This window comes from Tardiphaga sp. 172_B4_N1_3 (assembly GCF_052076035.1).
GTDB lineage: Bacteria > Pseudomonadota > Alphaproteobacteria > Rhizobiales > Xanthobacteraceae > Tardiphaga > Tardiphaga robiniae.
The window spans coordinates 2,772,856-2,793,335 of the sequence record NZ_CP197238.1; the positions used below are offsets into that span (position 1 = coordinate 2,772,856).

19 protein-coding genes are annotated in these 20,480 nt (G+C 63.1%); 8 read left to right on the plus strand and 11 right to left on the minus strand.

What is annotated here, in order from left to right:
• Positions 1 to 139: 139 nt before the first annotated feature.
• Both AB7783_RS13265 and AB7783_RS13270 read right to left on the minus strand, forming a co-directional pair.
• Positions 140 to 451 (minus strand): endonuclease domain-containing protein, encoded by a 312-nt coding sequence (locus AB7783_RS13265; RefSeq protein ID WP_349636619.1) that lies wholly within the window; start codon positions 449 to 451, stop codon positions 140 to 142.
• A gap of 64 nt (positions 452 to 515) precedes the next feature.
• Positions 516 to 752: a BolA family protein gene (locus AB7783_RS13270; protein ID WP_068735968.1), complete on the minus strand. Its 237-nt coding sequence runs from the start codon at positions 750 to 752 to the stop codon at positions 516 to 518.
• A 181-nt stretch (positions 753 to 933) separates the two neighbouring features.
• Here AB7783_RS13270 and AB7783_RS13275 point away from each other — a divergent pair, with 181 nt between their 5' ends.
• The 3 genes from AB7783_RS13275 (at position 934) to AB7783_RS13285 (ending at position 3,597) form a co-directional block, all read left to right on the plus strand.
• Positions 934 to 1,296: a DUF427 domain-containing protein gene (locus AB7783_RS13275; protein ID WP_441277876.1), complete on the plus strand. Its 363-nt coding sequence runs from the start codon at positions 934 to 936 to the stop codon at positions 1,294 to 1,296.
• A gap of 109 nt (positions 1,297 to 1,405) precedes the next feature.
• Entirely contained in the window at positions 1,406 to 2,578 is a 1,173-nt protein-coding gene (locus AB7783_RS13280; RefSeq protein ID WP_441277877.1) for an acyltransferase family protein, read from the plus strand.
• 59 nt (positions 2,579 to 2,637) lie between these two features.
• Positions 2,638 to 3,597, plus strand: coding sequence for a 2-hydroxyacid dehydrogenase (locus AB7783_RS13285; RefSeq protein WP_441277878.1), 960 nt, complete (start codon positions 2,638 to 2,640; stop codon positions 3,595 to 3,597).
• Positions 3,598 to 3,773: 176 nt separating this feature from the next.
• Here AB7783_RS13285 and purL read toward each other — a convergent pair whose 3' ends face one another.
• A complete protein-coding gene (purL, locus tag AB7783_RS13290; RefSeq protein ID WP_441277879.1) occupies positions 3,774 to 5,981 on the minus strand; it encodes a phosphoribosylformylglycinamidine synthase subunit PurL in 2,208 nt (735 codons plus the stop codon).
• Between the two features lie 222 nt (positions 5,982 to 6,203).
• On the opposite strand from purL, the gene AB7783_RS13295 reads away from it, so the two are divergent.
• From AB7783_RS13295 to AB7783_RS13310, 4 genes are all read left to right on the plus strand, one after another.
• Positions 6,204 to 6,683 (plus strand): PaaI family thioesterase, encoded by a 480-nt coding sequence (locus AB7783_RS13295; RefSeq protein ID WP_371419948.1) that lies wholly within the window; start codon positions 6,204 to 6,206, stop codon positions 6,681 to 6,683.
• Between the two features lie 196 nt (positions 6,684 to 6,879).
• On the plus strand, positions 6,880 to 7,626 hold the full coding sequence (locus AB7783_RS13300) for a helix-turn-helix domain-containing protein (protein WP_441277880.1): 747 nt from the start codon (positions 6,880 to 6,882) through the stop codon (positions 7,624 to 7,626).
• Between the two features lie 114 nt (positions 7,627 to 7,740).
• Positions 7,741 to 8,649, plus strand: coding sequence for a PhzF family phenazine biosynthesis protein (locus AB7783_RS13305; protein WP_441277881.1), 909 nt, complete (start codon positions 7,741 to 7,743; stop codon positions 8,647 to 8,649).
• Entirely contained in the window at positions 8,646 to 9,842 is a 1,197-nt protein-coding gene (locus tag AB7783_RS13310; RefSeq protein WP_441277882.1) for a serine hydrolase domain-containing protein, read from the plus strand. Before AB7783_RS13305 ends, AB7783_RS13310 begins: the two co-directional genes overlap by 4 nt.
• Positions 9,843 to 9,909: 67 nt before the next feature.
• Here the strand turns inward: AB7783_RS13310 and catC are convergent, their stop codons facing one another.
• The 4 genes from catC to AB7783_RS13330 form a co-directional block, all read right to left on the minus strand.
• The gene (gene catC / locus AB7783_RS13315; protein WP_093756482.1) at positions 9,910 to 10,200 is read right to left on the minus strand and encodes a muconolactone Delta-isomerase; all 291 of its coding nucleotides are present in this window, start codon (positions 10,198 to 10,200) and stop codon (positions 9,910 to 9,912) included.
• Positions 10,201 to 10,203: 3 nt separating this feature from the next.
• Positions 10,204 to 11,379, minus strand: coding sequence for a muconate/chloromuconate family cycloisomerase (locus AB7783_RS13320; RefSeq protein WP_441277883.1), 1,176 nt, complete (start codon positions 11,377 to 11,379; stop codon positions 10,204 to 10,206).
• Between the two features lie 91 nt (positions 11,380 to 11,470).
• Positions 11,471 to 12,676: an ABC transporter substrate-binding protein gene (locus AB7783_RS13325; RefSeq protein ID WP_441277884.1), complete on the minus strand. Its 1,206-nt coding sequence runs from the start codon at positions 12,674 to 12,676 to the stop codon at positions 11,471 to 11,473.
• A 91-nt stretch (positions 12,677 to 12,767) separates the two neighbouring features.
• Positions 12,768 to 13,766, minus strand: coding sequence for a Bug family tripartite tricarboxylate transporter substrate binding protein (locus AB7783_RS13330; RefSeq protein ID WP_441277885.1), 999 nt, complete (start codon positions 13,764 to 13,766; stop codon positions 12,768 to 12,770).
• A 145-nt stretch (positions 13,767 to 13,911) separates the two neighbouring features.
• Here AB7783_RS13330 and AB7783_RS13335 point away from each other — a divergent pair, with 145 nt between their 5' ends.
• On the plus strand, positions 13,912 to 14,808 hold the full coding sequence (locus AB7783_RS13335) for a LysR substrate-binding domain-containing protein (protein ID WP_320444895.1): 897 nt from the start codon (positions 13,912 to 13,914) through the stop codon (positions 14,806 to 14,808).
• Positions 14,809 to 14,918: 110 nt separating this feature from the next.
• Here AB7783_RS13335 and AB7783_RS13340 read toward each other — a convergent pair whose 3' ends face one another.
• The 4 genes from AB7783_RS13340 to AB7783_RS13355 all read right to left on the minus strand — a co-directional run bounded on the left by AB7783_RS13340 (position 14,919) and on the right by AB7783_RS13355 (position 20,472).
• Positions 14,919 to 16,463, minus strand: a complete 1,545-nt coding sequence (locus tag AB7783_RS13340) for a L,D-transpeptidase (RefSeq protein ID WP_441277886.1) — start codon at positions 16,461 to 16,463, stop codon at positions 14,919 to 14,921.
• A 224-nt stretch (positions 16,464 to 16,687) separates the two neighbouring features.
• Positions 16,688 to 18,142, minus strand: coding sequence for a GntP family permease (locus tag AB7783_RS13345; protein WP_441277887.1), 1,455 nt, complete (start codon positions 18,140 to 18,142; stop codon positions 16,688 to 16,690).
• A gap of 4 nt (positions 18,143 to 18,146) precedes the next feature.
• Positions 18,147 to 19,166 (minus strand): patatin-like phospholipase family protein, encoded by a 1,020-nt coding sequence (locus AB7783_RS13350; protein WP_441279693.1) that lies wholly within the window; start codon positions 19,164 to 19,166, stop codon positions 18,147 to 18,149.
• Positions 19,167 to 19,512: 346 nt separating this feature from the next.
• Positions 19,513 to 20,472: a tripartite tricarboxylate transporter substrate-binding protein gene (locus tag AB7783_RS13355; protein WP_441279694.1), complete on the minus strand. Its 960-nt coding sequence runs from the start codon at positions 20,470 to 20,472 to the stop codon at positions 19,513 to 19,515.
• Between the last annotated feature and the right edge of the window lie 8 nt (positions 20,473 to 20,480).

Here is a 20,480-nt window from a genome sequence, read left to right on the forward strand (position 1 = left end):
CTTTACGGGGAGAGGTCGGATCGCCCTTGCGATCCGGGTGAGGGGCCGGGCAGACAATTCCAACGAAGGCATGTTCTCGGGTCGGGTCGGCTCTAATCCGCTGTTTGGCCATCTGCACGTAACGCCTGGTCGAGCAGCATCAGCACGCCGTCGATATTGGACAAGACGTCGTTATTCCAGAACGCACCACGCCATAGCCTTCCGCCCGCAGATACGTGTCGCGAATTTCATCTCGTTTGGATTCTAGGTGTTGGCCGCCGTCGACCTCGATCACGAGGCGCTGTTCCCGACAAACGAAGTCGCAGATATAGGGGCCTATCGCTTCCTGCCGGGCAAATTTAAAACCGCCGACTTGCCGGTTGCGTATGCGATGCCAGAGCTTGGTCTCGGCATCGGTCTGGTTAGCGCGAAGTTTTCGCGAGATCTGAGTGCTACGAACACGACCTCGCATCGCCCCTCACCCGTCTTCGCTGCGCGAAGCCACCCTCTCCCCGCAAGAGCGGGGCGAGGGAAAACTACGCCTCCGGCACGCCCGTCTGCAGCGCCAGCGCGTGCAGGACGCCGCCCATCTGGCCTTTCAGCGACTGATAGACGATCTGGTGCTGGGCGACGCGGGATTTGCCGCGGAAGGATTCCGAAATCACGGTTGCCGCGTAATGGTCGCCGTCACCGGCCAGATCACGGATCGTCACCTGCGCGTCGGGAATCGCGGCCTTGATCATGGTCTCGATATCGCGGGCGTCCATCGGCATTAATCGGGTCTCCAGAAAGGTTCGAATCGCGGCCAGTCGGTGCCGCCTCGGATTGCGAGCCTATCGCGGCTGCCGCATGACGTCACGGCTTTCTAACGATAATCCCTCGCATGCCCCTTTTAAAGGCCAGGGGGATCGCACATCTGAAGAAGTGCAATATGACCGTCACAAGGGTTTAACCATGAAGCTTCCCGGCCCGGACCACCCGATCACCATTGCGCCCGCCGGCAAACACATCCGTGTTTCTGCCGGGGGCGTCGTGATCGCCGACACGACCAATGCCCTGAGCCTCAAGGAGGCCAGCTACCCCGCAGTGCTGTATATCCCCCGCGCGGACGCCAATATGGACGCGGTAGCGCGCACCGACCGTGTGACGCATTGCCCGTACAAGGGCGACGCGAATTATTACAGCATCAAGACCAGCGAGAAGGTTCTCGACAACGCGATCTGGACCTATGAGACGCCGTTTCCGGCGATGGCCGAGATCAAGGATTATCTCGCATTTTATCCAGACAAGGTGAAAATCGAGGAAGTGCCTGCGTGATCCTCGGCTGATTGCCGAAGCGGCTTTCGACATTTATCATGACGGCGCGCATCACTGATGCGCCCGGCGACGCCTGTTGCGCGCGGAAGCGAGGGGGCTCGCCGTTCACATGTCAGACCGTAATGCTGCGCTCGATCGCGCCCGCACCTTTGTCACGCTGCTCGTGCTGGCGAACCACGCGGCGGTCGCTTACACCGCCTTCGGGCGCTATTACCCGAACCACTATCTGTGGTCGACCGCGCCGATCGTCGACAGCCAGCGCTGGATCGGCTTCAACATCCTGACGCTGTTCAACGACACCTTCTTCATGTGTCTGATGTTCATGCTGTCGGGCCTGTTCGTGTGGCCGAGCCTGAAGCGCAAGGGCATCGCCGACTTCCTGCGCGACCGCGCGCTGCGCCTCGGCCTGCCCTTCCTGGCGATGATCTTCGTGCTGATGCCGATCGCCTATTACGCGTCGTTCAGCCTGTCGACGCACAAGACCGGCTTTGTCGAATTCTACGTCAACAATTTCAAACAGGGCCAATGGTTCGCCGGCCCCGGCTGGTTCATCTGGTATCTATTGTTTCTTGATCTCGTCGCGATCCCGGTCTTCCTGCTCGCGCCGCGACTGGTGGACGGCATCAACCGGCTGTCGATCCGTGCCTTCGAACGACCGTGGTTGTTCGCCGCGGTGCTCGCCGTCGTCGCCGTGATCTCCTATGTGCCGTTCCTGTTTACGGTCGGCGCTGTCCGCTGGTTCAGCTGGGGTCCGCTGCAGGTGCAGTTCAGCCGCATGGCGATCTATGGCGTGTTCTTCTTCGCCGGCATGGGCATCGGCGCTGCCAATATCGATCAGGGCCTGCTGGCCCGCACCGGCGCGCTGGCGCGGCAATGGCTGTGGTGGACCATCGCCGCCGCGGCCTCCTTTGGCTCGCTCGCTTTTCTCGTCAATTTTCGCCGCATGAAGCTCGCCAATCTCACCGGCGCGCCGCCGTTCTGGTGGCAGTCGAGCTATGGCGTGATCTACGCGGTCGCCTGCACGCTGATCTGCCTCGCGGTGCTGGCGCTGTTCCTGCGCTTCGGCCAACGCGAGAAGAGCATCTTCGATCCCTTGCGCGGCGATGCCTATGGCATCTTCGTGCTGCACTACATCCCGATGCTGTGGCTGCAATATGCGCTGCTGAATGCGCCGCTCAATGCCGGTTCGAAAGCACTGATCGCCTTCGCGGGCACGCTGGCGGCAAGCTGGGCAGCGACAGGGGCGCTGCGGGCGATCCCAGGCGTGAAACGGATTTTGTAATCCGTTCACGCCGCCCTTTTCCGACAACCAACATTGACAGTGATCTGCAGGAGACCAGCATGCGCGCGCGCAACGGCGACAAGGCGATCAATCTTCTTTTCAACGTCACGCCGGCGCTGTTCGAGGACTATCGCGAACCCATTCTGGATGCGCTTTGGCGCCGGAGCATCGACGCGCGAGCCAGTCTCCTGGGTGACATTGCGCATCATGACGTGGACTACATCATCCACGCGACCGGCGGTCCCATCACCGATTTCGCCCCTTTCAGCAATGTGCGCGCCGTATTGAGCCTTTGGGCCGGTGTCGAGAAGATCGTCGGCAACGCGACGCTGACGCAGCCGCTGTGCCGCATGGTCGATGACGGCCTCCGGCAGGGCATGGTCGAATGGGTCGTCGGTCACACCCTGCGCGCGCATCTCGGGATGGACCGCTATGTCTGCCAGAAGCCGCTGACATGGGAGCAGCATGTCCCGCCCCTTGCCACGGACCGATCGGTGACAGTGCTGGGTCTCGGCGAATTGGGATCGGCTGCGGCGAGCGCACTTGTGCAACTCGGCTTTCGCGTCACCGGCTGGAGTCGGAGCCTGCGCGAGGTGCCGGGTGTCCGCTGCCTCGCAGGGATGGAGAACCTGCCGCAAGCGCTGGCCGCGGCGGAAATCCTCATCGGCCTCCTGCCTCAAACGCCGGAGACTATTGATCTCCTGAATGCGGAGAGACTGGCGCTGCTGCCGAAGGGCAGCTTCATCATCAATGCCGGACGCGGCACGCTGATCGACGACGATGCGCTGATCGCGGCACTCGACAGCGGACGCGTGGCACAGGCGACGCTCGATGTCTTCCGCACCGAGCCAGTGCCATCAGGCCATCCGTTTTGGTCGCATCCGGGCGTCACGGTCTCGCCCCACGTCGCAGCAGCCACGCGTGTTGCATCGGCCGCCGAAAACATCGCCGACAATATCGCACGCGCGGAAAGCGGCACGCTGCTGATGAATTTGGTCGATCGGACGCTGAGCTATTGAGACGGTTGCACGAACGCTCATGGCCTCCCCTCCCCCAAGCGAAGCGCAGTGGGGAGGGTCGGCCGATAGGCCGGGGTGGGGTGTCTCCGCAAACGCCGTCGCTTGTGGCACCCCCACCCGTCCGGCCTTCGGCCGGCCACCCTCCCCGCACGGGGGAGGGAAAAGATCAGCGCCTGTTACGACGCCTTGCCGCTCATATAGTTCGGCAGCCAGCTTTCATGCGCATGCACGAGCGCCTTGATATCCACTGCACGCTCACCGGCAATCGCGACCGCATGGCCGCCGGTCTTGCCGATCTGCACGCAGGGCACGCCAACATTCTTCAGTTTCGACAGCACGGTCAGCAACTGATCTTCCGCGACAGTCACGATGTAGCGCGCCTGATCCTCGCCGAACCACCAGGCATGCGGCACCGTGGATGACGGCGCGGCGTCGAGCTTGACGCCGATGCCGGAGGCCATCGCCATTTCGGTGAGTGCCACCAGCAAGCCGCCATCGGCGATGTCATGCACGGCGGTCGCGGTGCCGGCATGGATCATGCCGCGGACCACGTCGCCATTGCGCTTCTCGGTGGCGAGGTCGACCGGCGGCGGAGCGCCCTCTTCCTTGCCGCAGATGTCGCGCAGATAGACCGACTGGCCGAGCCAGCCCTTGGTTTCGCCGATCAGCAGGATCGCTTCGCCCGGCGCCTTGAAGGCCAACGTCGCCGACTTGGTGAAATCATCCAGCACGCCGACGCCGCCGATAGATGGAGTCGGCAAGATGCCGCGGCCGTTGGTCTCGTTGTAGAGCGAGACGTTGCCGGACACGATCGGGAAGTCGAGCGTGATGCAGGCTTCCGCGATGCCCTTCAGGCAGCCGACGAGCTGGCCCATGATCTCCGGCCGCTCCGGATTGCCGAAGTTGAGATTGTCGGTGACTGCCAGCGGCTTGCCGCCGACAGCGGTGATGTTGCGCCAGGCTTCGGCGACGGCCTGCTTGCCGCCCTCGACCGGATCGGCCTCGCAATAGCGCGGCGTGACATCGACGGACATCGCGAGACCCTTGGGGCCGTCCTCGATGCGCACCACCGCGGCATCGCCGCCGGGGCGCTGCACGGTGTTGCCGAGAATGACGTGGTCATACTGCTCCCACACCCAGCGCTTCGAACACAGTTCGGGCGTGCCGATCAGCTTCTCCAGTGCATCCGGGATCGACGACGGCGCGGCGATGTCGCGCGCATGGATCACCGGTAGTACCGGCGACGGCACATGCGGACGATCATAGAGCGGCGCTTCGTCGCCAAGTTCCTTGATCGGCAGATCGGCCATCACCTTGCCGCCATGCTTCACGACGAAGCGCAGCGTTGGCGTGGTGTAGCCGACAATGGCGAAGTCGAGTCCCCACTTCCGGAAAATATCCTCGGCCTGCTTTTCCTTCTCGGGCTTCAGCACCATGAGCATGCGCTCCTGGCTCTCCGAGAGCATCATCTCGTAGGCGGTCATGCCCTCTTCACGGGTCGGCACCGCATCGAGATTGAGTTCGACGCCGAGGTCGCCCTTGGCGCCCATCTCGACCGCCGAACAGGTCAAACCTGCCGCGCCCATATCCTGGATCGCGATGACGCAATCGGCGGCCATGATTTCGAGACAGGCTTCCAGCAGCAGTTTTTCGGCGAAGGGATCGCCGACCTGCACGGTCGGGCGCTTCTCCTCGGAATCCTCATCAAACTCGGCCGAGGCCATCGACGCGCCGTGGATGCCGTCGCGGCCCGTTTTCGAGCCGAGATAGACGATCGGCATGTTCACGCCGGACGCCGCGGCGAGAAAGATCTTGTCGGCATCGGCGAGACCGACGGCCATCGCGTTGACGAGGTTATTGCCGTCATAGCGGGTGTGGAAACGCGTCTGGCCGCCCACGGTGGGCACACCGAAGGAATTGCCATAGCCACCGACGCCGGCGACGACGCCCGATACGAGGTGGCGGGTCTTCGGATGCTCCGGCGCGCCGAACGACAGCGCGTTCAAACAGGCGATCGGGCGCGCGCCCATGGTGAAGACGTCGCGCAGGATGCCGCCGACACCCGTGGTCGCACCCTGATAGGGCTCGATATAGCTCGGGTGGTTGTGGCTCTCCATCTTGAACACGATGGCCTGATTGTCGCCGATATCGATGACGCCGGCATTCTCGCCCGGGCCCTGCAGCACCCAAGGCGCCTTGGTCGGCAGCCCCTTCAGATGGATACGCGAGGATTTGTACGAGCAATGCTCGTTCCACATGGCCGAAAAGATGCCGAGCTCGGTGAAAGTCGGCTCGCGCCCGATCAGCTTGAGAATGCGCTCATACTCGTCGGGCTTGAGGCCGTGGCTGGCGACGAGTTCGGGAGTGATCTTTGGCTCGGTCATGGGGTCTCTTGGCTCTGTAAGGCTTCTTCATAGGGAGATCGGAGCATGCGGAAAAGGCCTATTCCGGCCCGTTCCCCGCATGTCCCAAGCTTTGCCCGGGCAACGCCCGAACTGCTCGAAAAACAGCCTGCATAAGGCCCTGCGCCGGCGCCGGATTGCGCCCGCCGGATGGATCGGATTTAACACTTTTCGCAGCCAATCCAAGGAGTTCAGACCGTGAATGTGCCCGCCGATGCCACCATCCCGTTCCATGCCGACGCCTATACCGCGACGGAGGGGGAATTTGCGGGCTGGACCACCTGGAAGCGGGATTCTTTCGAATCGGTCTCCGGCCCGTTCTGGCACAAGGTCGAGGCCGACGGCTCCGTCCGCTGCGCCTTCCGGGTCGAGAAAAAGCACCTCAACGGCATGAAAAACGTCCATGGCGGCTGCTTCATGACCTTCGCCGATTATTGCCTGTTCGCGCTGGCCTCCCGCGAGCTGCAGGGCCCCGGCATCACCGTCTCGTTCGGCTGCGAATTCCTTGATGCCGCCCGCGAAGGCGAGCTGGTCGAATGCCACGGCGAAATGACCCGGATCGGCGGCTCATTGATCTTCCTGCGGGGAATCCTGAAAGCCGGCGAACGTTCGCTGCTGACCTTCTCGGGCACCATCAAGCGCGTGAAGAAGCGCCCGAAGCCCGCGGCCATCGCGGCGGAGTAACCGGGCGTCGATTGGCGGGTATGGGCGCCCCCTGCTAGGTTCGTCGACAACACATGTGGGCCCGAACATGCTGAGTTCATTCGAACGGCTGCGTCATCCGGCAAACGCAGATCTCCTGATCGCCGCGGACGACGAGCACGCGGCTGTCGCCGGTCGCGGCGATTACGCCATGCCGTGGCACTGGCATGACTGCCTGATGTTCATCCTGCCGAGCCGCGGGACGATCGAGCTGAAGCACGAAGCTGGACGTGAAGGCAGCTGGCTGTCGCAGGACCGGTTCGCGATCGTTCCGCCGAACCAGGCGCATGAGACGCGCGCGGGTATCGGTGCACACAGCCATGTCGCGATCTACGCAACCGGCTCGGTCCTGAAGCGCCTCGAAAGAGAGAACGGCTCGCTGAGCGAATTCCGCCGCAGGACATCAACGACCCGGCTGTTTCGCCGGTCAGACAGACTGCGCGCCCTGCAGGCGCTGCTGGTCGGGGATGGCAGGCATGCCTATGGCAATGCCCATGTCCGACACGAACTGTCCTCCGCCCTGCTCGTTCAGTGCATCGCCGAGGCTTTGACCGGCGATGCCGTATCCAGTGCCTCACATCGCGAACACGGCATGACATTGGTCGCGGAGCTGAGGGACTATCTCACCCTTCATGCCGACCGGGATGTTCCGCTCGACGCCCTGGAAGAACGGTTCGGCGTTTCGCGGCGTCACATCACCCGACTGTTCCGCGCGGGGACCGGCGCGTCGATCGGCGAATTCCAGCAACGTGTCCGCCTCGACAATGCAAGCGAGCTGCTGAAAGCAACCGATCTCCCGATCGGCGAGATCGCGCTCCGCGTCGGCTTCGACAGCGGTGCGGCGCTGGCCCACGCGATGCGCCGGGCCGATGGCCAGTCGCCGACCCAGATGCGCAAGCGCATGGCCCGGCCGATCAAAATCTAGGGCCCGCCGGAACGCGCGCCGCAGCAACATCCTCCGTAGCTTGATGCCGGTGAATTCCGTGCAGCGTTGGCTGAGGCGTCTTGCGAACGCGCGAGGCTGCTAGAGGGTGCAAACATGATGACGACATCTCCCGAACCGCAGGTTCGATTTGTCAGTGTCTTTGCGGCAGGTCCGCAGGGCGGCAATCCCGCCCCGATTGTGATCGACGCAGCCGGCATGAGTGATGCGGAGATGCAGCAGGTCGCGCGTACCTACGGTCACGAGAGCGGATTTGTATTACCGCCTCCTCCGGACTCGGACTGCGATTTCGAATTTCGCTTCTGGGTGCCCAATCATGAGATGTCCATGTGCGGACACGCCACCGTCGGCGCGACATGGCTGCTTCAACGGATCGGCCGGCTGCAGCGCGATCGGATCACGATCCTGACGAAGAGCGGCCGCGTCCATGCGCGGATCAGCCAATCAGACGAACAGGATATCTCGGTCGAGGTCTCGCAGCCTGCGGGTGTTATCGAGCCGCTTCCCGATACGCCCCGAAGCGTCGATGACATTCTTGACGTCCTCGGGATCGGCTCCGACGGTCTCGCGCCGTTCCCGATCCAGAATGCACGCACCAGCCGGGTCAAGACCCTCATTCCGTTGAAGAGCGTGTCCATCCTTGATGGTCTCAAGCCTGACTTCTCGAGGATGGAGCGCCTGTGCAATGGCATCGACTCCACCGGTCTCTATCCCTACGCGGTTTCCGACCAGCAGGCGCAGGTCATCGATGCGCGGCAGTTTCCGAGCTCGTCGGGCTATCCGGAAGATGCGGCAACAGGCATTGCGGCCTCCGCTTTGTCCTTCGGTCTCCTCGCGAACCGGATCGTGGATGCGTCGGAGCGCCAGATCACCATTCGCCAGGGACGCGCCATGAATCGCCCCTCCGCGATCAAGGTGCGCTTCAGCTTCGACGACGGCGATCTCAACGGCTGCTGGCTCGGCGGCGCCGTTCAGCCCACCGAATGCGAGAAGATTGCGTCATGACGAGCAAGGGACAGCCATCGGCCTTCGAAGCCGACTATGGCTTTGCGCGAAGCGACGTTCGTCTCGATAACTGGCGTCAGCCCCCCTGGAATGTCTGGGCATTCCGTCACGTGTCCGAGCTCATTCCGACGGCGCACATCCCTGCGGTGCCGGGACTGATCGAGGATCCGTCCGTAGACGCCGGAGACCTCATCAAGCAGGCTTTTTCCACCGATGGAGAAACCGCGACGATCGAAGACGTTCTGCGCAGGACCTCAACCGACGCCCTCGTCGTGATGAAATCCGGCCGTGTCGTTGCAGATTACCATGCGCCGAATTTTACTGCGCCATCGCGGCACATTCTGTTCTCCGCGAGCAAGTCGGTGACATCGATCGTCGCGGGAATTTTATACAGCGACGGGCTGATCGATTTCGACGAGACGATCTCGCATTACGTGCCCGAGCTGAAATCCTCCGCTTTTGCGGATGCACGCATCCGCGATGTTCTTGACATGCGGGTGAGCCTGGATTTCGAGGAAACCTATCAGGATCCCCGCGGTGATTTCGCCAGATATCGTCGCGCCGGCCTGCTCGAACCCTCCAAGCCCGGAGATACTCCGGACTCACTGATCGCTTTCCTCGCTACGCTGCAAAAGGGCCCCGGCGATCACGGGGGCCCCTTCCACTACTGCTCGCCGAATTCCGACGTGCTGGGTCTGGTGATCGAGCGCGCCTCGGGCCAGCGTTTCGCCGACTTTGCCGCCGCGCGTTTGTGGCAGCCGCTCGGCGCGCGGCAGGATGCCTATATTACGGTCGATGCGACCGGCAGCGCCCGGACCGGCGGTGGTTTCTGCATGACACCGCGCGATCTCGCCCGCATCGGCGAGATGATGCGACTGGGCGGCATGGCAAACGGCTGCCGGATCGTTGCACAGGATTGGGTGTCGGATACGATCACGAACGGCTCCGCCGAGGCCTGGCGCGCGGGCAAATTCGTCGAATGGCTGCCTGAAGGCCGCTATCGCAACAAATGGTACCAGACGGGCGATGCGAGCGGCGCATTCTTCGCGCTCGGCATTCACGGGCAATATCTCTATGTGAATCCGCGCGCCGAAATGGTCGTCGCAAAATTCTCATCCCAGCCGGAGCCGGTGGACAACGACTTGAAACGGCTCAACCTCGCACTGTTCGATACGCTTGCGAGATTGTGCTGATGAAGCCGTGTGAGCCGTCCATCGCCGCAATGTTGGGATTTGTCGCTGGCGGAGACCGGCTTCGCGCTTAGCTGTCGTCCGAGCGAACGGACGACGGATGCCGGCACAAGGGTGTCACGCTGACGCGCATGAAGGGGAAGAGCGGCAATGTCGACAGAATGTCGTGCAGCGCCTCATTGCTCGCCACATCGAAAATACTGACATTGGCGTAACGTCCGGCGACCCGCCAGAGATGGCGCCACTCGCCCGTCTTTTGCAGCTCCTGCGCGCGTTCACGCTCGGTCTTTTTCAGTTGCTCGACCACCTCGGGGGCGAGACCCGGCGGGATCTGCACGTCCATTTCCACCTGAAAAAGCATCTATCAAACTCCTGTGGTTGTGCCGGCCGGTTGAATGCGCGGCGCGTAACCATCGCGGCGGAAGAATGCGACGCGGTCCATGTCCAGTTCGACCCCGATGCCGGGCGCCGTCGGCACCTGCAACACGAAGTCGCCGTAACGCAGGGGCGTCGCGAGAATCTCCTCGGTCAGAAGCAGTGGGCCGAACAGTTCGGTGCCCCACGCCAGTTTTGGCAGCACGGAGAACACCTGGGCCGATGCCGCGGTGCCGACACCGCCTTCCAGCATGGTGCCGCCATACAGGCCGATGCCTGCAGCATCCCCGATCGCAGCCATCTTCACCGCATCGTACAGACCACCGGCCTGATTGATCTTCAGGGCGAACACGTCCGCGGCGCCGCGCGCCGCGATGTCGAAGGCATCCGTCGTGCCGTGCAGCGCCTCATCGGCCATGATGGGCACGGCGAAGCGACCGCTGAGCCGGGCCTGTGCCCCGCGATTGTCACGCGACAGAGGCTGCTCGATGAGGTCCACGCCGGCCGCCTCCAAGGCGGGAATGCCACGCCGTGCCTCGGGCTCACTCCAGGCCTGGTTCACGTCGACCCGCACGCTGGCGCGATCTCCGAGGGCACGCTTGATGGCCGCCACATGCGCCACGTCATCGTCCACGGACCGCAGGCCGATCTTGAGCTTGAAGATATTGTGGCGGCGCGCATCGAGCATCCGCTCGGCTTCCTCGATGTCGCGTGTGGTGTCGCCGCTGGCCAATGTCCAGGCGACCGGCAAGGTGTCGTGCTGACGCCCGCCAAGCAGCTCCGACACCGGCAGGTCCAGGCGCTTGCCAAGCGCGTCCAGCAGCGCCGTCTCCACCGCGCATTTGGCGAAGCGGTTGCCCTTCACCCGTCGCTTCACGTCGGCCATGAGCGCAGCGACGCGTGACGCATCCATGCCGATGATGGCCGGAGCGATATAGGTATCCACGGTCAGCTTGATGCCCTCGGGACTCTCCTCGCCGTAGCTGAGGCCGCCGATGGTCGTGCCCTCGCCGATGCCGACCGTTCCGTCGGAGCAGCGGATGATGACCAGAACCAGGGTCTGGCTGTTCATCGTATGCATCGACAATCGATGGGGGCGGATTGTCGGCACATCGACCAGGATGGTCTCGACCCCGTCGACGCGGACTGCCACGCTGGTGCTCATGAGGGGCATCTTCCTGTTGTCCATGGATGGGGCCTTGAACGGATCGCCGCTACCTTCCCGGCGACCCGTCGCTTTGCCATCTGCCGCTGCGCTACTTCTTGATGAGCGGGCAGCGTGACGCCGACAGCGGCTGGAACGCGTCGTCGCCGGAGACAGTCGCCAGCAGCTTGTAGTCGTCCCAGCGTGCCTTCGATTCCGACGGCTTCTTCACTTCGAACAGGTACATGTCGTGCACCATGCGGCCGTCCTCGCGGATCCGGCCATTCTTCGCGAACATGTCGTTGATCGGCGTGTCCTTCATGACCTTCATCACGGCCGCTGAATCGGTGGTACCTGCCTTCTTCACCGCGTTCAGGTAGGTCGTGACGGAGGAATAGACACCCGCCTGCGCCGACGTCGGCGCGCGCTTGGTCCGCTCCATGAAACGCTTCGCGAATGCGCGCGTTTCGTCGTTGAGATCCCAATAGAACGCCTCGGCCAGCAACAGGCCCTGCGCGGTCTCAAGCCCGACGCTGTCGATGTCGGAAATGAAGGCCAGCAAGGGCGACAGCTTCTGCCCGGACTGGGTCAGGCCGAACTCGGCGGCCTGTTTGATCGCATTGATGGTATCGCCGCCCGCATTGGCGAGACCGATCACGCTGGCCTTGGTGCTCTGCGCCTGGAGCAAGAACGACGAAAAATCCGAGGTGTTGATCGGGTGCTTCACGCTGCCGACAACCTTGCCGCCTGCCTTGGTGACGACGTTCGAGGTGTCGCGCTCCAGTTCCTGGCCGAACGCGTAGTCGGCCGTGAGGAAGAACCAGCTATTGAGGCCGCGCTTCACCGTGGCGAGACCGGTGACGCTGGCCAGTGCGTAGGTGTCATAGGTGTAGTGGACGATGTAGGGACCGCACGCCTCGTTGGTCAGCCTGACCGCGCCCGGACCATTGAACATGATGATCTTGCCGCGCGTCCTGGCCATTTCCGCCGCAGCCAGCGCCGTGGCGGAGCCAGCCACATCGACGATGGCCTCGACACCCTGGTTGTCGAACATCTCACGGGTGAAGTTCGCAGCCAGGTCGGGCTTGTTGAGATGGTCGGCGACCACGATCTGGACCTTGCGCCCGAGAACCTCGCCGCCGAAATCCTCAACGGCCATCTTGGCTGCAGTCTCGCTGCCGGGCCCGGTAATGTCGGCAAACAGGCCGGACATATCGAGGACGGCCCCCAGCTTCAGCGGCCCGGTGTTCTGCGCCATGGCAACCGAGGTGGCGACGAGCATGACGGATGCCGTCAGGCCTGAAAGTAGCTTCTTCACATCATTCTCCATCAGCGCTCTCATCCTGAGCGCGCGTCTCTTGCTTGATATTCGTCAGTGATTGATCGCCGTATGTGTCAGGCGTCTGTCGTCACTGGCTGCCGCGAATGCCTGCCGTCTCGACAATCTGCTTCCACTTGGCGCTTTCCTGCGCCAGATGCGCAGCAAGTTCCTGGGGCGACGACGCGATGACGCGCCCGCTGACATCGGCGAAACGCTTCTGCACATCCGGATCCGCCAGAACCTTGCGGATATCGCCGCTGATGCGCTCCGCCAGCGCCGGCGGCATCTGGCCCGGACCAAAAATGGCCCACCAGTTGGCGAGCTCGAAGCCCGGCAGCCCGGATTCGCTGATCGTCGGCACGTCAGGCAGTGCGGCGATGCGCTCCCTCGTGGTGACGGCAATGGCGCGGAGGCTGCCGCCCTGCACCTGCGGAAGCGCCGTCGAGGCGTTGTCGAACATCAGGTCGATCCGGCCGGCCATCAGATCTGTCAGGGCCGGCGACGAGCCACGATAGGGAACGTGGGTCATCTCGACCTTGGCCTGCTGCCGGAACACTTCCGCCGCCAGATGCAGAGAGGAACCGACGCCGGCAGAGCCATAGGTGGCGCCGCCCGATGCCGCTTTTTCTTTCGCGAAGGCGATCAGATCCTTGACGTTCTTGATCGGCGACGACGGCGGCACAAGCACCACATTCGGCGTCTCGAGCGCCAGCGTCAGCGGTGTCAGATCCTTCATAGGATCGTACGGCATCGACTTGAAAAGCCACGGATTGACGGCCACGGCGATCGACGCGAGCACCAGCGTATAGCCATCGGGGGCACTCTTGGCGGCAGCATTGATTCCGATATTCGATCCGGCCCCGCCCCTGTTTTCGACGACGACTTGCTGGCCCCAGGTCTGGCTCAGCTTTTCCGCAATCGTGCGGCCGATGATGTCGGCGGCACCGCCGGCGGCGAAGGGAACGATCAACTGGACCGGCTTGGTCGGATAGTCCTGCGCCGTCGCACGGTTTGCGCCCAGGGCGATACAGCAAGCCGCCACCGCGGCGTGGGTCGCCCGGGCAAGTAAGGTGCGTCGTGACAGCATGAAAGAGCCTCCCAGTCGGTTCTTATGTTTCGAAGGCCGCACAAAAGCGTGCCGGCCAGGTCCGATATTGACAAACACTGGCACGGGACGCGTGATAGGCCAACACAGTCAAAACTATAGATGCGATAGAAGATTGTAATCGGCTATGGATCCCAGACGTCTCGGCTATTTTCTGGCAATCGCGACCCACAAGCGCATGGCGAAGGCTGCGGAAGCCCTCGGCGTCGCCCAGCCAACGCTGTCGCAGCAGATACGGGCCCTCGAGCAGGACCTCGGCACCGTTCTGTTCAACCGGACGCCCCAGGGCATGCAACTGACCGAGACAGGACATGCACTGCGCGAGCATGCACAACGTCTGATGGTTCAGACCGAAGCGGCGCGCACGGCAATCGCCGAGCTGGAGGGCGGCATGGCCGGCACGCTGCGTGTCGGCGTCATCTACACCTACAGCACGACATTCCTGCCGAAGATCATCGGCAGCTTCGGCGAGAAATATCCTGAGGTTCGGCTCAGCGTGGAGGTCGGCTCCGCAAACGATGTCGAGCAACGCATCCTGTCCGGAGATCTCGATCTCGCGATTGCTTTCGCGCCGCCCCAGCACGCGGAGTTGGGCGTCGACCTGTTGTTCGAGGAGCGGCTCGTCCTGGTGCTTGCGAAGTCGCAAAATCAATCACGACAACAGTCGATCACGCTGCAGGCGCTCGCCCAACGTCCGTTGGCACTTTTGACCCCCGCCTTTGCGACCCGCCGCATTCTCGACCAGTCACTAGCGCCCGATATACAGCTCGATGTTCGCGTGGAGATGAACTCGGTCGAGGCCCTGATCGAACTCGCCAAATCGGGAGGTCTGCCGACGGTTCTTGCCGACCGAAGCTTGAACGCCCGTAAGGACCTCGCGATCATTCCGATCGGGCCTCCGTGGATACGCCGCTCCGGAGCCTTGCTGTGGGATGCCCATCGCTACCAGACAGCGGCCGCGCGCGCTTTCATGGCGATTGCCCGCAAGACGACCAAAAGCGCACAGACCACGCGCGCGTCATAGCGCACAATCGTGGACATCGGTATTACCAGAGGAGCACTGGCTGACGGCACCGCGCGCGTCGATGCGATCAGGCTGCTCAGCGTCCCAGGCGAGCAATGGCCTGGCGCGACCTACCACCAGCCGGTTTGCGGCTGGCGCTGATACGGCGCGACCCTGCGGCGAGCCTGCACGGGCGCGGGGTCCGCATTCCAGCGCTGGAAGAACGAGCCAAAGCCATCGCCATCCGCATCGTCGCTGCTCGCCATGAGATCGGCAGGTGGCGTCGGCTTGCGCGTAATGAAACCACCCTGGGGCTGATTACTCAGCACTGCGACGAATTCGGTGCGATAGTTGGTCTCGGTGCTGAGCGGCTCGTCGGAGATCACGATCGACGAGCGTGGCAATGCGGTCGCTCCGATCCGGTCGAGCACTTCCTGCGGAATGGTGATGCGGTCGAGGGCGGCCTTCGCGCTATCGCCTTCGTCGATCGTGACGGCGCTCCAGCGCAGGCCTGCGTCGTTCCGCGCCATTGCCGTAAACACATGCGTGCCGATCGGCTTGCCGGGGTCGCGGATGGTGATGGGAACTTCGATGCTTGAATCGAACACCTCGCCGCCGCCGTCCGGTGCCGGCTTGTGCGTATTGCGCCGAACGTAAAGCATCTGCGTCTCGCGGCTGATATAGATCGAGACCGGCTCAAGCGCGAGTTTCGCATCGCTCGCTGCCTTGGCGGTGGCGACCTTTTTGGTCTCCGCGGCCTTGGCGGCGTCCTTTGCGGCGGCCGCGGCATCGAGCTTCGACGCCGTATCGGCCTTTGCGGTTTCGAATTGCGCGCCGAGTTCCGCGGCTCTGGCAGCAGCCTTCTGCTTCAATTCCTCGGCCCGTGCCTTGGCCTCATCGGTCTTTGCCGCAGCTACTACCTTGTCGGCGGATGCAAGCTCGACATCGGCCCGCGCCTTCAGCGATTGCAGCTTGCGCAGGGCTGCCGGCAGCGGCTTCGTCTCGCGCGCCGAAGTCGCTGCGACTTTCTTCGTCGCGTCAGCGGTCGCGGCCGCCTCAGCAGCCTCGCGGGCGAGCACCTCGACGCGGCCCGGAGCAGCGGCGATGGCTTCCGCCTTCGGCGTCAGAAGCGCGGGATGGGAAAACTCGACGGGCGCCGCGTCATTCGGCGAGATGATCACCCGCATCCCGATCCGCGTCTTGTCGAACAATCTGTCCGCGAAGCCGTAGGGCATCCGCACGCAGCCATGCGATGCGGCATAGCCGGGCAGCGGCCCGCCATGCAATGCAACGCCGTTCCATGTGATCCGCTGCATGTTCGGCATGGCAGCATCGTCATACATGTTGGAGCGATGGTCCTTGTTCTTCTCGAGAACGGCAAAGACGCCTGCCGGCGTCTCGCGGCCGGACACCCCGGTCGAGACCGGTGCGCGCGTGATCCATCCATCGGCGTCGTAGAATGTGACCTGCTGGCTCTTGATCGACACGATCGCCATCATTGGCTCGCCTGCTTCGCGCGGGGCGGTCGCCTCGACGACGCGGGCGGGACGCGCCTGCTTTGCGGCGGCTCCGGCCGCCGGACCGGCTACCGCAATCATTGCTGCCAACACCACGACGGGAGATATCCAGTGCCGCATCCCGACGTTGGGTTGCGCCGTCGCCAATCGATTTGCCATTCAGTGCCTCGGTCAAATGCCTTCCGATCGCGAATCGTACAGGCGTTTGATTGCGATTGTATCAATTCGCCGCCGCTTCGCTTGCCCGATGTCTCGTTGACGCGGCGAGCACGGCGAAAGTTCATTCGTAGCCGAGAAACGGCGCCGGACAAAGGTGGCTCACTGCCACACCCGGCACGTGGTCGACTGCGAAATCTGGACAAAACGGCGGTTGGGGCCGGAGTTCAAAATGAGCCCAGTGCGGAGCCCATGGCAATCACGGCGGCAAGAGCGACAACCGAGCTCACGATGCCGACCATCACAATGTCGAGATAACTTTGGCGATGCGTCAGGCCGCAGATCGCGAGCAGGCTGACGACCGCACCATTGTGAGGGAGAATGTCCAGGGTGCCGGAGCCGATCACAGCTACGCGGTGCAGCAACCCGGGATCGATCCCCTCCCGCGTGGCAACGTCCATATAGGTCTGACCGAGTGCATCCAGCGCGATTGTGAGTCCGCCGGATGCCGAACCTGTCAACGCGGCGAGCAGGTTCGTGGAAACGGCCAACGACACCAGCGGCCCACCCTTAATGCCCAGCGCCCAGTCCCGCACCATGTCAAATGCAGGCAGCGCTGCGATGACAGCGCCAAAGCCAACGAGGCTCGCGACAGTCAGCGCTGGCAGTACGGACGCGTTGGCCCCGGCATCCATCGTCTGTCGCAGTGCAGGCAATCGCGTCCAGTTGCAGATGACGACTGTCGCGGTCGCGCCTGCGAGCGCGACGACAACGGACCACACGCCGGCAACGGCAGGTAGAGACGTGCTGCCCCAGCGCTGCTCGGCCAGGAAGGAGACATCAAGCCGGGGCAGGACAACGAGCGACATCACGAGATTGACGACGACAACGACAACCAGGGGAAGAACGGCATTGACGACAGGCACTTCCGCTTCGCTGCGATGCCCATGGGATATTTCGGCCGGGTCGAATTCGCGCGCCGTCGTGGCACGCCCGCGCAAGCGCTCGTCATCGGCAGCGGCGCTGGTCGCGATCGACAATTCTTCGCCATACCCCTCATTCGCTTGTCGTGCCGCCTTCTCGGCGCGAAGCAACCACCACAGTCCAATACCCAGCATGATCAATGACGCGATCATGCCGAGGCCCGGCGCCGCGAAGGGCGTGGTGCCAAAGAAGGGCATGGGTATCGCATTCTGAATCGATGGTGTGCCCGGCAAGGCTGACATGGTGAAAGTGGACGTTCCAAGAATGACCGTCGCGGGCACGAGGCGGCGCGGAATCCCCGCCGCGCGAAACAGCGACTGGGCCATCGGAACGATCACAAAAAATGCGACAAAAAGGCTGACGCCACCATAGGTGACCAATGCCCCCGAGAGCACCACGGCGAGGATGACCCGGCGCTCGCCAAGGCGGCGGGTGATGAAGTTCGCGACCGCAGTGACCGCGCCGCTGTCGTCCATCAGTTTCCCGAATACGGCGCCGAGCAGAAAGATGGGAAAGAACTGAGCGAGAAACTGGGCTGCGCTGCCCATGAAGATCTGCGTCCAATTGGCAAGCAATGGCTCTCTGCCAAAAGCCGACGCAACCAGTGCGGAGAGCGGAGCAAGCAGCAGAACACTCCACCCCCGGAAAGCCAGCCAGATGAGAAGACCAAGCCCGACGAGAATGCCGAGAAGCCCCATGACGTCAGCACTCCGCCAACAGGATGTCGAGATCGGCCGTCGAACGCTCGCCAAGATCGGCGCCATGCGCGTCGAGAAAGTCACCGGCCGCTTGCCGCCCCTCGTCGCGCAGCTTGGATAGGAAGGCCCATTCGGCGTTGAGCTTGGATGACGCAGCGAAAGTCGCGAGCAGATCGCTCTTGATCCGGTGCGTCTTCATTTGAGCCCAGCGGGCGCCCTCCCCGGTGCCGGGATCCGCCACCTGACGAAGCAGCGCAATCATCCGCAGCTCCTTTGCCAGCGGCGAGTTGAATGAAATTTCATTGAGACGATTGAGAATGTCCGCAGCCGTGCGCGGCTCCTCCAGTCGCTCGGTCGGATTGATCTGCACGACGATAGTGTCCTGCGCATCTGTCTCGCGAACAAGCGGCGTGATCGTGGGGTTGCCCGCGTAGCCCCCGTCCCAATAGGCTTCGCCTTCAATCTCGATCGCGCGGAACATCGTTGGCAGGCACGCCGACGCAAGCAGGACATCCGCGGTGATCTCGGCGTTACGGAAAATTCGCCCGCGACCTGTCCGTACCCGCGTGGCTGTTATGAAGAGTTTGATCGGCGCACCGGCGAGACGCTCGAAATCAATGCTCTCGGCCAGTATCTCGCGCAACGGATTGTAACCGAGTGGATTGAGATCATAAGGCGACAGGACTCGCGACATCAGATCGGCGAAGAGATAGGCCGGAGAAGTGTCGAGCGACCAGCGTCCCATGAGGCGGTCGAGGGGGGAGCGTTGAAACGGACTGAAGGCCGCCGCCCGCGAAACGCGTCGCCAGTATTTGTCCAGAGCCTCGCGTGCTCCGTCGGCACCGCCGGCAGTCCAACCGTCCGCCAGAACGGCAGCATTCATCGCTCCTGCCGACGTTCCGGATATGCCGGCAATTTGCAACCACGGCTCCTCAAGCAGCCGATCGAGGACACCCCACGTGAATGCGCCATGGGAGCCTCCGCCCTGGAGCGCCAAATCCACGAGTACCTGCCTTCGGTTCATCATGCAGCTTCTCCAACTGCCGAGAGACACGCTGGTAGCCAACCGTCGAGCACTTCAGAACCACGCGCCGAATAGGCGTGGCCATCATAGACTTGGAAAGTCTGCTTCAGGTCGCTTACGACCGAGCCCTGCGACCTCTGCGTGCTATTTGATGCCCACCTCGCGCCAAAAGCAACCTACCGGGGCCTGGCCAGAAACATCGTGCTGGACCCGACAATCGCACACGGCGACCTGCAGAAGGACCTCGGCAGAGGCAAATACCAGGCCGACGCTCCGTGAATGAGGCAATGGGCGGCGCTGAAAATTTGAGCCGTACCGAGATGGCACAGCTTCGAGCAAAGGATGATTACGGCGTCAGGAGCTTGTTGTACTTCGCCACATCGCGCGTCACCAGCTGCTGCAGCACCTCCGGTGCATGCTCATTGGCGTCGGGCGCCACGGTCGACAGATCCTGGAAACGCTTTTTCACCAGATCGCTTTCAACCGACGCACGTGCTGCGGCATTCAGCTTGGCGATGATCTCAGGCGGAGTGCCCTTCGGCGCGAACAGGCCATTCCAGCCCTGCGCCTCGAAGTCGGGCAGCCCTGCTTCTGCCGAGGTCGGCAAATCAGGCAGCGTCGCCAGCCGCACGGTGGAGCCGACCACGATGCCCTTCACGAGCTTGTCGTCGATGGCCTGCGAGACAGAGGCTGCGGAATCGCAAACGCCGTCGATCTGCCCGCCGATTGCATCCGTCAATGCGGGGGCCGCGCCGCGATAGCCGACCAGTGTGACGTCAATGCCGGCGGCCTGCACGAAGCTCTTGCAGATCAGGTAATTCGACGAGCCGATCCCGGCATGGCCGAGATTGACCTTGCCCGGATTGGCTTTGGCATAGGCGATGAAGCCCTTGAGATCGTCAGCCGGGAAATCCTTGCGCAGCGCCACGACGCCGAAGGTCTTGGCCACCATGCCGATGGAGGCAAAGGAGTCCGGCGTGAAGGACAGTTTTGGGTAGATCGTGTAGGTCGCCGCACTGGTGCCGGCATTGCCGATGGCGATGGTGTAGCCATCGGGCGCAGACCGCGCGGCACGGGCCAGCGCCGTGGAGCCGCCGGCGCCGACGACGTTCTCGATGATGATGGTCTGGCCCAGCGTCGCCGCCATCTGCTCGGCCACCGCACGCGCGATGACGTCCGACGTACCGCCGGCCGCGAAAGGCACGATCATGGTGATGGGGCGTTTGGGATAATCATCGGCAGATGCCGAGACGCTCGTAGCCAGCACGAGCGCAAGGGTTGCGGCGAGCTTCGACAGCCGCGCCACAGCAGCGA